This is a genomic window from Pseudomonas sp. RL, from assembly GCF_000647775.1.
Classification (GTDB): domain Bacteria; phylum Pseudomonadota; class Gammaproteobacteria; order Pseudomonadales; family Pseudomonadaceae; genus Serpens; species Serpens flexibilis.
The window spans coordinates 1-12,642 of the sequence record NZ_JBOY01000098.1; the positions used below are offsets into that span (position 1 = coordinate 1).

Annotated in this window: 11 protein-coding genes; all 11 read left to right on the plus strand. The window is 65.7% G+C overall.

Features of this window, described 5'->3' with window-relative positions; genetic code table 11:
- Positions 1-138 precede the first annotated feature (138 nt).
- The 11 genes from AS93_RS0114710 (at position 139) to tatA (ending at position 12,496) form a co-directional block, all read left to right on the plus strand.
- Positions 139-1,044 carry a peptidylprolyl isomerase gene (locus AS93_RS0114710; protein WP_027591317.1) on the plus strand — a complete coding sequence of 302 codons (906 nt, stop codon included), beginning with the start codon at positions 139-141 and terminating at the stop codon, positions 1,042-1,044.
- A 51-nt stretch (positions 1,045-1,095) separates the two neighbouring features.
- Complete coding sequence (gene moaA, locus AS93_RS0114715; protein WP_027591318.1) at positions 1,096-2,082, plus strand: GTP 3',8-cyclase MoaA; 987 nt, start codon at positions 1,096-1,098, stop codon at positions 2,080-2,082.
- Between the two features lie 234 nt (positions 2,083-2,316).
- Positions 2,317-3,699, plus strand: coding sequence for an oxygen-independent coproporphyrinogen III oxidase (hemN, locus tag AS93_RS0114720; RefSeq protein WP_027591319.1), 1,383 nt, complete (start codon positions 2,317-2,319; stop codon positions 3,697-3,699).
- A gap of 201 nt (positions 3,700-3,900) precedes the next feature.
- Positions 3,901-4,341 (plus strand): membrane protein, encoded by a 441-nt coding sequence (locus AS93_RS0114725; protein WP_027591320.1) that lies wholly within the window; start codon positions 3,901-3,903, stop codon positions 4,339-4,341.
- Positions 4,342-4,503: 162 nt separating this feature from the next.
- Entirely contained in the window at positions 4,504-6,636 is a 2,133-nt protein-coding gene (locus tag AS93_RS0114730; RefSeq protein WP_256214784.1) for a NosR/NirI family protein, read from the plus strand.
- A gap of 59 nt (positions 6,637-6,695) precedes the next feature.
- Positions 6,696-8,582, plus strand: a complete 1,887-nt coding sequence (nosZ, locus tag AS93_RS0114735) for a TAT-dependent nitrous-oxide reductase (RefSeq protein WP_027591322.1) — start codon at positions 6,696-6,698, stop codon at positions 8,580-8,582.
- A gap of 106 nt (positions 8,583-8,688) precedes the next feature.
- On the plus strand, positions 8,689-9,993 hold the full coding sequence (locus tag AS93_RS0114740) for a nitrous oxide reductase family maturation protein NosD (protein ID WP_027591323.1): 1,305 nt from the start codon (positions 8,689-8,691) through the stop codon (positions 9,991-9,993).
- On the plus strand, positions 9,990-10,910 hold the full coding sequence (locus AS93_RS0114745) for an ABC transporter ATP-binding protein (RefSeq protein WP_027591324.1): 921 nt from the start codon (positions 9,990-9,992) through the stop codon (positions 10,908-10,910). Before AS93_RS0114740 ends, AS93_RS0114745 begins: the two co-directional genes overlap by 4 nt.
- Positions 10,907-11,737 carry an ABC transporter permease subunit gene (locus AS93_RS0114750; protein WP_027591325.1) on the plus strand — a complete coding sequence of 277 codons (831 nt, stop codon included), beginning with the start codon at positions 10,907-10,909 and terminating at the stop codon, positions 11,735-11,737. The genes AS93_RS0114745 and AS93_RS0114750 overlap by 4 nt, the downstream gene beginning before the upstream one ends.
- Positions 11,738-11,769: 32 nt before the next feature.
- Positions 11,770-12,327, plus strand: a complete 558-nt coding sequence (locus AS93_RS0114755) for a nitrous oxide reductase accessory protein NosL (RefSeq protein ID WP_027591326.1) — start codon at positions 11,770-11,772, stop codon at positions 12,325-12,327.
- Positions 12,328-12,337: 10 nt separating this feature from the next.
- Positions 12,338-12,496 carry a twin-arginine translocase TatA/TatE family subunit gene (gene tatA / locus AS93_RS0114760; protein WP_027591327.1) on the plus strand — a complete coding sequence of 53 codons (159 nt, stop codon included), beginning with the start codon at positions 12,338-12,340 and terminating at the stop codon, positions 12,494-12,496.
- Positions 12,497-12,642: the final 146 nt, after the last annotated feature.

Consider the following 12,642-nt stretch of genomic DNA (forward strand, 5'->3'; position numbering starts at 1 on the left):
CCCCGCCAAGGCCGCCCCGGCCAAGGCACCGAAGAAAGCCGGCCAGCCGGTGGCCTGATTGCCTGAATGGGTGGACAGCGCTTCACCTGTCCACCATGGCCGGGCCCAGCCCGGCCCCAACCAGCGAGGAACACGAACATGGCATGCGGATGTGGTGGAAGTGAAAGCGGCGGCGGCTGCGGCGGACAGGCCCACGCCGAGCCGGTGGTGCAGCAGATGCCCGAGGCGGTCGCCCCGGTCGAACTGATCGCCAGCAGCGACCAGGAATGGCCGCGCATCAGGGTCAACGGTGTGGTCATCACCCCCGAAGCGATGGCCCGGGAAATCCAGTACCATCCCGCGCCCAGTCGCGACGATGCGCTCTATCTCGCCTGCCAGGCGCTGGTGATCCGCGAGCTGCTGCGCCAGCGCAGCGCCGAGCTGGGCATCCCGGTGGCGCCGGTCGCCGGGGAGAGCGAGGAAGAGGCGGCGACCCGCGAGCTGGTGCAGCGCGAGGTGCCGGTGCCGCAGGCCGACGAGTCGACCTGCCGGCAGTACTACGAACGCAACCGCGCGCGTTTCGCCAGCGCGCCGCTGGTCATGGCCCGGCATATCCTGCTGGCTTGCCCGCCGGACGACGCCGAGGCGCGCAGCGCCGGCCGCGAACAGGCCGACGCGCTGCTGGCCGAGCTGCGCGGCGCACCGCACCGTTTCGCCGACCTGGCGCTGGCCCATTCAGCCTGCCCGTCGAAGGAGCAGGGCGGGGCGCTGGGACAGATCAGCCAGGGCCAGACCGTGCCCGAGTTCGAGCGCCAGCTGCTGCGCCTGCCGGTCGGCCTGGCGGCCCAGCCCCTGGAAAGCCGCTACGGTTTTCATCTGGTGGAGGTCGAACAGCGCATCGAAGGGCGCCAGTTGCCCTACGAGGCAGTGGCCGAAGCCATCCGCGCTGAGCTGGATCAACGGGTCTGGCAGGTGGCGGTGGCACAGTACCTGCGGTACCTGGTGGGCGCGGCGGATATCCAGGGCATACACTTGGAAGGCGCCGAAACGCCGCTGATGCAATAGCGGCTTTAATGCAGCAATGCCTGTCGGCCACCCGAAGCCAGAGGAACGATCATGAGCACTTTGCAAGACGGCTACGGACGCGGCATCGAGTACCTGCGGTTGTCGGTGACGGATCGCTGCGACTTCCGCTGCGTGTACTGCATGGCCGAGGACATGACGTTCCTGCCGCGCCAGCAGGTGCTCACCCTGGAGGAGATCCAGCGGATCGCCGCGCTGTTCGTGGCCAACGGCACCCGCAAGATTCGCCTCACCGGCGGCGAGCCGCTGGTGCGCAAGGGCATCGTCGAGCTCTGCGCGAAGATCGCCGCGCTGCCCGGCCTGCGCGAACTGGTGATGACCACCAACGGCTCGCAACTGGTGAAGATGGCCCGACCGCTGGCCGACGCCGGCGTGAAGCGCCTGAACATCAGCCTCGACAGCCTGGACGCGGAGCGCTTTCGCGCCATCACCCGCGTGGGCGACCTGCGCCAGGTGCAGGCCGGCATCGACGCCGCCCGCGCGGCCGGCTTCCAGCGCATCAAGCTCAACACCGTGGCCATGAAGGGCCGCAACGCGGACGAGATCCCGGACCTGGTCGCCTATGCCGTGGAGCGCGGTCTGGACATCACCTTCATCGAGGAGATGCCGCTGGGCGACGTGGGCCGCTCGCGGGGCGAGAGCTACTGCTCCAGCGATGAAGTGCGCGAGATCATCGCCGGTCGCTACACGTTGATCGACAGCGCCGAGCAGAGCGGCGGACCGGCACGCTACGCACGCCTGAAGGAATTTCCGGAGAGTCGCATCGGCTTCATCTCGCCGCATTCCCACAATTTCTGCGCCACCTGCAACCGCGTGCGCCTGACCGTGGAAGGCCGCCTGCTGCTGTGCCTGGGCCACGAGAATTCCATCGACCTGCGCGCGCTGCTACGTCGCTACCCCACCGACGATCAGCCGCTGCTCGACGCCGTGCGCGCCGCGCTGCAACGCAAGCCGCTGCGCCACGAGTTCAACCTCGACGAGGTGCAGGTGGTGCGCTTCATGAACGCCACGGGCGGGTAGGGCGGACAACAGCTCGCGGACAAGTCCGCTCCCACAGGCCCTGCGCCTTACCCCCCGTTGACCATGGTCAAGTCCCGCTGCCATCAGGCCCGTTACCCTGCGCATATCTTCCGGCCGGTCGCCTGTTTTGCGGATCGGCCCTCTGACCGGCCATAATCCGGCCCATCCAGCAGTGAGGCGGTCGCGCGAGCGGCGGTCTTCGATGTACCACTTTCCTTTCAAGGCGGGTCGAACGTGGACCACATGACTTTCAACCGAGCCCTGGTCGAGAAATACGATCGCCCGGGCCCGCGCTACACCTCCTATCCCACCGCGCCGCAGTTCCACGAGGCTTTCGCCGAGGACGACTACTTCCAGGCCGCCGCAGCCAGCAACAAGGCGCCGGCGCCCAAGCCGCTGTCGGTGTACATCCATATCCCGTTCTGCCAGAGCCTCTGCTACTACTGCGCCTGCAACAAGATCATCACCCAGAAGACCCACCGCGCCGTCGAATACCTCGACTACCTCAAGAAGGAAATCGCCCTGCAGGGCGCGCTGTTCGACAAGTCCCGCAAGCTCACCCAGCTGCACTTCGGCGGCGGCACACCCACCTACCTGACCAGCGAACAGCTGGGCGAGGTGATGGACGCCCTGCACGAGGCGTTCAACATGGACGACAGCGACAACCACGAGTTTTCCATCGAGGTCGATCCGCGCACCATCAGCCCCGAGCGCATCCACACGCTGCGCCAGCAGGGCTTCAACCGCCTGAGCTTCGGCGTGCAGGACTTCGACGAGCAGGTGCAGGCCGCCGTCAACCGCATCCAGAGCGAACAGCAGGTGCGTGACCTGATCGAGGCCGCCCGCGCCGCGCGCTTCAAGTCGATCAGCGTGGACCTGATCTATGGCCTGCCGCTGCAGACCGTGGAAAGCTTCGACGCCACCCTGAGCAAGATCATCGCCCTGCGCCCGGACCGCATCGCCGCCTACAGCTATGCGCACCTGCCCGAGCGCGTGCGCGCCCAGCGGCTGATCCGCCCGGAGGACATGCCGCCGCCCGAGCGCAAGATGGAGTTGCTGGAGCTGACCATCCGCCGCCTGACCGACGCCGGCTACGTGTACATCGGCATGGACCACTTCGCGCTGCCCGATGACGAGCTGACCCTGGCCCGCGCCAACGGCACGCTGCAGCGCAACTTCCAGGGCTACTCGACCCACGGCGACACCGACCTGATCGGCCTGGGCGTGTCCTCCATCGGCAAGGTGGGCGACAGCTACAGCCAGAGCGTCAAGCTGCTTTCCGAGTACTACGCGCGCCTGGACCAGAACCGCCTGCCGGTGCAGCGCGGCTACCGCCTGAGCGCCGACGACGTGCTGCGCCGCGAGGTGATCCTGGCGCTGATGTGCCACAACCGGGTCGACTTCGCGCCGTTCGAGCAGAAGCACGGCATCGTCTTCCGCGACTACTTCGCCGACTCCCTGGCGCAGCTGGCCGAGATGGTGGACGACGGCCTGGTGCAGATCCTCGACGACGCCATCGTCCTGCTGCCGCAAGGGCAGCTGATGATGCGCAACGTGGCCATGACATTCGACGCCTACCTCGGCAAGCAGACCGTGCGCTTCTCGCGCACGGTCTAAGCAGCGGAACGAACGTAGGGCGGTCAAGGCCTAGCCTTGGCCGCCGGACACGGCGTCGGTGCCATCCGCAGCGCAAACACACGTATCGGCTTGTGTGACGCTATTCGCGTTTCTCGGCTATCGCTTGACCACGGTCATTCACCCGTCGCACTCCTGCGGTCAAGGTAGGTCCACTAGGCGTCACCGCCGGAAGGACTGCCCATGACCTACGCCCTGCTGCACACCCTGCACCTGCTCAGCGCCATCTTCTTCATCGGCACGCTGTTCGTCGAAGTGGCCACGCTGGCGCAGGCCAAGCGTTCGCTCGACCCCGCCGCTCGGGAAACCTTCGAGCGCGCGCTGGGGGCCCGTTCGCGGGTGGTGCTGCACTGGGTGGTGCTGTTCGTCTACGGCGCCGGCATCGGCCTGGCCTGGTTCCACCGGGGCGCCCTGGCGGATCCCTTCGCCAGCAGCTTTGGCCTCATGCTGAGCCTGAAGATCCTGCTGGCCATCGGTGTTTTCCTCTCCTTCGGCCTGGTCGCCATCCTGCTGCGCCGTGGTCGGATGAGCCCGGCACGCTATCACAGTCTTCACGTTGTGATCCTTGCGCAGATGGTCGCCATTGTTCTGCTCGCCAAGGGCATGTTCTATTTGGCCTGGTAAGGCGTGTCTGCGACCCTGCGTCACACCCCGGCGCACGTGCTTCTTGATTGATATCAAGCGTGCCTCATGTCAGTGGGGCCTACCATGACCACACAGAAACCAGCATTTGGTAAGACCATGATTTATATGGGTTTTTGGCTTGAAAGGGTGCGTCGCGCAGGAATGCCGGCGTTATTTTTCCTGCTGCTGATGGCGCTGGGAGCGCCGCAGGTGGTTCAGGCCAAGGACTACGGCGCGCTGGAGCGCGAGCGCATCGACCTGGTCTTCCCGGAGGCCACGGCGGTGTCCGAGCCGGAAGGGGACTACGGGGTGCGCACCATCCGCAAGGGTGACGAGCTGCTCGGCTACGCCTTCCAGAGCATCCGCGTGACCGACATGCCGGCCTACTCCGGCAAGCCGATCAACCTGCAGATCATCCTCGACGCCACGGCGACCATCCGTGATGCCTACATGCTCGAACACCACGAACCCATCGTGCTGATCGGCATTCCCGAGCAGAAGGTCCACGACTTCAACGCCCACTACACCGGCATCAAGGTCGACCAGCGCGTGGTGGTCGGCCGCTCCGGCGACAAGAGCGCGGTGACCATCGACGCCGTGACCGGCGCCACCGTGACGGTGATGGTGATCAACGAGATCGTCATGCGTTCCGCGCACACCGTGGCGGTGGACCTGGGGCTGATCGAGGCGGGCGCCAGCGCGCGGCCGAAGATCGCCCTGGTGCGTGACGTCTACCAGCCGAGCAACTGGACCGAGCTGACCGGCAACGGCGCCATCCGCCGCATGCACCTGACCCGCGGCCAGGTGGACGATGCTTTCATCGGCACCGAGGCCGAGGGCGTCGAGGTGGCCGCGCCTGAGCAGCGTGACGAGACCTTCATCGACCTGTACGCCACCCACCTGAATGTGCCCACCATCGGCCGCAACCTGCTGGGCGAGCGCCAGTACGCCGAGCTGATGGCCGAACTCAAGCCGGGTGAGCACGCCTTCGCGGTGCTGGCCAATGGCGAATACTCCTTCAAGGGCTCGGGCTACGTGCGCGGCGGCATCTTCGATCGGGTGCAGCTGCGCCAGTTCGGCGACATCATCAGCTTCCGCGACCTGGACTTCATCCGCCTGTCCGACGTCTACGCCGAAGGCATGCCGGACTTCTACGAGATGGCGATCTTCATCGCCCGCGAGCAGTACCGCTTCGATCCGGGCTCGGCCTGGAACCTGGAACTGCTGGTGCGCCGCCAGGTCGGTCCGGTGGAGAGCATCTTCACCAGCTTCGAGATGCCCTACCTGATGCCCGAGGACTACATCGAGCGGCCGCCGCTGACCGCCGAGGAGCTGGCCGCCATCGAGGAAGCCAACCGTCCGCTGTGGGTCAACATCTGGTACCAGAAGAGCTTCCAGATCGGCGTGCTGTGCGCCGCCCTGGGCCTGCTGACGGTGATCCTGTTCCTGCAGGACAAGTTCACCCAGAAGCCGCAGTTCCTGCACTGGCTGCGTCGCGGCTACCTGATCTTCACCGTGGTGTTCATCGGCTGGTACGCCCTGGGTCAGCTGTCGGTGGTCAACGTGCTGACCTTCGTCCACGCGGTGTTCCAGGATTTCCGCTGGGAGCTGTTCCTCACCGACCCGATCATCTTCATCCTCTGGGTGTTCACCGCCGCCAGCATCCTGCTGTGGGGCCGGGGCGTGTTCTGCGGCTGGCTGTGCCCCTTCGGCGCCCTGCAGGAACTGCTCAACGAGCTGGCACGCAAGATCAGGATCCCCCAGTACGAGCTGCCCTTCGCGGTGCATGAGCGCCTGTGGGCCATCAAGTACATCATCCTGCTGGCGCTGTTCGGCATCTCCCTGGAATCCATGATGCTGGCCGAGAAGGCCGCCGAGGTGGAGCCGTTCAAGACCGCCATCACCCTGAAGTTCGACCGCCAGTGGTGGTTCGTGCTCTACGTGGTGATCCTGCTGGTCGTGAACCTGTTCACCCGCAAGGTCTACTGCCGCTACATCTGCCCGCTCGGCGCGGCCCTGGCGGTGCCCAGCAAGTTCCGCCTGTTCGACTGGCTCAAGCGTCGCAAGGAATGTGGCAACCCCTGCCAGCTGTGCGCCGTGGAATGCGAGATCCAGGCGATCCACCCGGATGGGCACATCAACCACAACGAGTGCCACTACTGCCTCGATTGCCAGATGACCTACCACAACGACAACAAGTGTCCGCCGCTGATCAACAAGCGCAAGAAGCGCGGCAAGAAGGCTGCTCCGGACGCTCCCGAACTGATTCCCGCTGTACAGGTGACTGAACCCTGAGTCTTGCTCGCGCGAGGTTCGGGAAAGGCGAAGTGTTGTACCCATAGGAGCAAAACCCCATGAGCGACAAGCAAAACGAAAAGGAAGTGAAGGGCGGTCTCAGCCGTCGTGGCTTCCTCGGCGCCAGCGCCGTGACCGGTGCCGCGGTGGCGGCCACTGCCTTCGGCGGCGCGGTGATGTCCCGCGAAACCTGGGCAGCCGCGGTCAAGGAAGCCAAGAACAAGGTGCATGTGGCACCGGGCGAGCTGGATGAGTACTACGGCTTCTGGTCGGGCGGCCACCAGGGCGAAGTGCGCGTGCTGGGCATCCCCTCGATGCGCGAACTGATGCGTATCCCGGTGTTCAACACCGATCCGGCCACCGGCTGGGGCATCACCAACGAAAGCCGCAGCATCATGGGTGAGTACTACCCGAACGGCGACTGCCACCACCCGCACATCTCGATGACCGACGGCCGCTACGACGGCAAGTACCTGTTCATCAACGATAAGGCCAACACCCGCGTCGCGCGTATCCGTCTGGACATCATGAAGACGGACAAGATCACCAGCATCCCGAACGTCCAGGCCATCCACGGCCTGCGTCTGCAGAAGGTGCCGCACACCAAGTACGTGTTCTGCAACGGCGAGTTCTTCATTCCGCACCCGAACGACGGGTCCAGCTTCGACCTGCAGGCCGACAACAGCTTCACCTGCTTCAGCGCGGTGGACGCCGAGACCATGAAGGTGGCCTGGCAGGTCATCGTCGACGGCAACCTGGACAACACCGACGCCGACTACACCGGCCGCTTCGCCGCCTCCACCTGTTACAACTCCGAGCGCGCCCTGGACCTGGGCGGCACCATGCGCAACGAGCGTGACTGGGTGGTGGTGTTCGACGTGCACGCCATCGACAAGGCCATCAAGGACAAGAAGTACGTGATGATGGACGGCGTGCCGGTGGTCGACGGCCGCAAGGCCAAGAACAGCCCGTTCACCCGTTACATCCCGGTGCCGAAGAACCCGCACGGCTGCAACACCTCGCCGGACGGTAAGTACTTCATCGCCAACGGCAAGCTGTCGCCGACCTGTACCGTGATCGCCATCGACAAGCTGCCCGACCTGTTCGCCGGCAAGCTGAAGGACGAGCGCGACACCGTGGTCGCCGAGCCGGAACTGGGCCTCGGCCCGCTGCACACCACCTTCGACGGTCGCGGCAACGCCTACACCACCCTGTTCATCGACAGCCAGCTGTGCAAGTGGAACATCGATGAAGCCATCCGCGCCTACAAGGGCGAGAAGGTCAACTACATCAAGCAGAAGCTGGACGTGCACTACCAGCCGGGCCACAACCACGCCTCGCTGACCGAGTCCCGCGACGCCGACGGCAAGTGGGTGGTCGTGCTCTCCAAGTTCTCCAAGGACCGCTTCCTGCCGGTCGGCCCGCTGCACCCGGAGAACGACCAGCTGATCGACATCTCCGGCGACGTGATGAAGATCGTCCACGACGGCCCGACCTTCGCCGAGCCGCACGACTGCATCATGTGCCGTCGCGACCAGATCAAGACCAAGAAGATCTGGGACCGCAAGGATCCCTTCTTCGCGGACACCGTGGCCCGTGCCAAGAAGGACGGCGTCAATCTGGAGACCGACAACAAGATCATCCGCGACGGCAAGAAGGTCCGCGTGTACATGACCTCCATGGCACCGTCCTTCGGCATCACCGACTTCACCGTCAAGCAGGGCGATGAAGTCACCGTGACCATCACCAACATCGACCAGATCGAGGACGTGTCCCACGGCTTCGTGATGGTCAACCACGGTGTGAGCATGGAAATCAGCCCGCAGCAGACCTCTTCGGTCACCTTCACTGCCGACAAGCCCGGGGTGTTCTGGTACTACTGCAGCTGGTTCTGCCACGCGCTGCACATGGAGATGATGGGCCGCATGATGGTGGAAAAGGCCTGACGGCCGGGCGAGGGCCGGACGGCTGAATGTCCGGCCCTTGCCGTGTACGCGGCCGGCGCTGATGATCGCCGGCCGCCTCCCCGCCTGACCCTGAAGAGGTATCGAGTTGCTCAGATCTCAGGCTGTACACGGGGCGCTGTGTGCCCTCCTGTTTTTCGCGGGGTCCGCGCTGGCGAACCCGCGCCCGATTACCGACCTGCCGCTGCGCGCGGAAGGCGACAACCGCTGGACGCTACCGGCCGGCGAATATGTCGGCAACTTCCGCATCGACCGGCCCCTGCACCTGCGTTGCGAGCCTGGCGCCGTGTTCAGCGCGGCGGGGCAAGGCAACGCGCTGTCCATCGGTGCCAGCGACGTGCTGGTCGAGGACTGCGACCTGCGCGACTGGGGCCACAACCTCACCGACATGGACTCGGGCATCTTCATCGAAGGCGGCGCCAAGGGCGTGACCCTGCGCAACAATCGCCTGCGCGGCGTGGGCTTCGGCATCTGGGCCGACCGCTCGGAAAACGTGCACATCCTGGACAACCAGGTCCATGGCGAGCCTTCGGTGCGCTCCCAGGACCGTGGCAACGGCATCCACCTGTTCATCGTGAAAGGCGCCGTGGTGGCCGGCAACCAGGTGCGCGAAACCCGCGACGGCATCTACATCGAGACCTCCAACGGCAACCGCATCGAGAACAACCTGCTGGAAGACCTGCGCTACGGCATCCACTACATGTTCTCCAACGACAACCATGTGACCGGCAACATCACCCGCCGCACCCGCACCGGCTACGCGCTGATGCAGAGCCGCAAGCTGACGGTGATCGGCAACCGCTCCGAGCATGACCGGAACTACGGCATGCTGATGAACTACATCACCTACTCGACCATCAAGGACAACTTCGTCACCGACGTGCAGGCCGGCGACACCGGCGGCGACAGCATGATCCAGGGCGGCGAGGGCAAGGCGCTGTTCATCTACAACTCGCTGTTCAACGTCATCGAGCACAACCACTTCGAGCACAGCAACCTGGGCATCCATCTCACTGCCGGCTCGGAAGACAACCGCATCGTCGACAACGCCTTCGTCGGCAACGAACAGCAGGTCAAGTACGTGGCGGTGCGTACCCAGGAATGGTCCGCCGACGGGCGCGGCAACTACTGGAGCGACTACCTGGGCTGGGACCGCAACGACGACGGTCTGGGCGACGTACCCTACGAGCCGAACGACAACGTCGACCGGCTGCTGTGGATGTACCCGCAGGTGCGCCTGCTGATGAACAGCCCCGGCATCGAACTGCTGCGCTGGGTGCAGCGCGCCTTCCCGGTGCTGAAGTCCCCCGGCGTGCAGGACAGCTTCCCGCTGATGCAGCTGCCCACCGAATCCTTGTTGAAGAAAGAACCCGCACAGGAGCCGCTGTCATGAAGGCCGTCGATATCCAGGGCGTCAGCCAGCGCTACGGCAGCATGACCGTGCTGCACGATCTGTCCCTGCAGCTCGCCGAAGGCGAGGTGCTCGGGCTGTTTGGCCACAACGGCGCCGGCAAGACCACCACCATGAAACTGATCCTCGGCCTGCTCGCCCCCAGCGAGGGCCAGGTGCGCGTGCTGGGCCAGGCGCCGAACGATCCGCAGGTGCGCCGCAGCCTGGGCTACCTGCCGGAGAACGTGACGTTCTACCCGCAGCTCACCGGCCGCGAGACGCTGACCCACTTCGCCCGCCTGAAGGGCGCCGACCTGTCCCAGGTGAACGCGCTGTTCGAGCAGGTGGGCCTGGCCCACGCCGCCGACCGCCGGGTGAAGACCTATTCCAAGGGCATGCGCCAGCGCCTCGGCCTGGCCCAGGCGATCCTTGGCACGCCGCGCCTGCTGCTGCTCGACGAGCCCACCGTGGGTCTCGACCCCATCGCCACCCAGGACCTCTACCGGCTGATCGACCGCCTGCGCCAGCAGGGCACGGCGGTGATCCTCTGTTCCCACGTGTTGCCAGGCGTGGAGGCGCACATCAACCGCGCGGTGATCCTCGCCAAGGGCCGCCTGCAGGCCAGCGGCAGCCTGGCGGCGCTGCGCGCCGAGGCCGGTCTGCCCGTGCGCATTCGCGCCAGCGGCCTGGCCCAGAGCGACGGCTGGGTGCGCCGCTGGAGTGAGGCGGGCCATGCGGTGCAGGCCATGGGCGAGGCGGGCCTGGAGGTGCAGGCGCACAACGGCCACAAGGTCGAGCTGCTGCGCGAGCTGCTCGGCGAAGCGCAACCCCATGACCTGGAAATCCTCCAGCCCTCGCTGGAAGACCTGTACCGCTACTACACGACCCGCGCCGACGTTCGCGAAGAGGGCAGACCATGAACCCGATCTGGAATATCGCCAGCAAGGAACTCAGCGACGGCCTGCGCAACCGCTGGCTGCTGGCCATCAGCCTGCTGTTCGCCGTGCTTGCCGTGGGCATCGCCTGGCTGGGCGCCGCGGCGGCCGGCACCGTGGGCTTCACCTCGATTCCCTCGACCATCGCCAGCCTGGCCAGCCTGGCCACCTTCCTGATGCCGCTGATCGCGCTGCTGCTGGCTTATGACGCCATCGTCGGCGAGGACGAGGGCGGCACCCTGATGCTGCTGCTCACCTACCCGCTGGGGCGTGGCCACATCCTGCTCGGCAAGTTCGTCGGCCACGGGCTGATCCTGGGCCTGGCGGTGCTGATCGGCTTCGGCTGCGCTGCGGTGGCCATCGGCCTGCTGGTTGAGGATGTCGACCTCGGCATGCTGTTCTGGGCTTTCGGCCGCTTCATGCTGTCCTCGACCCTGCTTGGTTGGGTGTTCCTGGCCATCGCCTACGTGCTGAGCGGCAAGGCCAGCGAGAAGTCCACCGCCGCCGGCCTGGCGCTGGGCGTGTGGTTCCTGTTCGTGCTGGTCTTCGACCTGGCGCTGCTCGGCGTGCTGGTGCTCAGCAAGGGCGCGTTCAGTCCGGACCTGTTGCCCTGGCTGCTGCTGCTCAACCCCACCGACCTGTACCGGCTGATCAACCTGGGCGGCTTCGAGGGGGGCGCCAATGCCATGGGCGTGATGGCCCTGGGCAACGACCTGCCCATGCCCACCGCCGCGCTCTGGCTGTGCCTGCTGTTGTGGGTCGGCCTGCCGCTGGCGCTGGCCTGGCGGGTGTTCAAGCGCCGCCAGGTGTGATCCGTTTCTTTGAGTGCCCCTAGGAGTCCCGAATGAAGTCCCTGTACCTGAGCGGCGCCCGCGCCCTGTCCATCGCTGTGCTGAGCTTCGGCCTGGTCGCCTGTGGCGGCGAGGAAGAAATTGCCAAGACCTTCGACCCGGTGGCTTTCCACCCGGATGACGAATGCCACGTGTGCGGCATGATCATCGAGGAATACCCCGGCCCCAAGGGGCAGGCGGTCACCGACAAGCAGGCCCGCAAGTTCTGCTCGGTGGCGGAAATGTTCGGCTGGTACCTGCAGCCGGAAAACCAGCACCAGAACTTCACCCTGTACGTGCACGACATGCAGCACGGCAGCTGGGATGAGCCTTCCGACGAGCACCTGATCGACGCCAGGCAGGCCTACTTCGTGGTCGCCAGCACCCTGCAGGGCGCCATGGGCGCCGCGCTGGCCAGCTTCGCCGACGAGCATGCCGCCCAGCAGTTCGCGGCCGAGCAGGGCGGCCAGGTGCTGCGCTTCGCCGACATCGACCAGGCCCTGCTGCAAAACGCGGCCGGTACCATGCACGGCATGTCCCATGGCATGTCCCACGGCATGCAACATCACTGAGGAATTCCCCATGTTTGGCATCAGCATCTGGCAGCTCCTGATCATCCTGTTGATCGTGGTCATGCTGTTTGGCACCAAGCGCCTGAAAAGCCTGGGCTCCGACGTGGGCGAGGCGATCGGCGGCTTTCGCAAGTCGCTGAAGGACGACAAGGAAGGCAGCGCCTCGTAGGGCGGACAACGCTTCACCTGTCCGCCGCCTGGCACCCCGCCGATACCGCTGTCTGGCGGACAAGAGCGACGTTGTCCGCTACGTCTAGCGGCCCCCGTAGGGCGGACAACGCTTCACCTGTCCGCCGCCTGGCACCCCGCCGATAC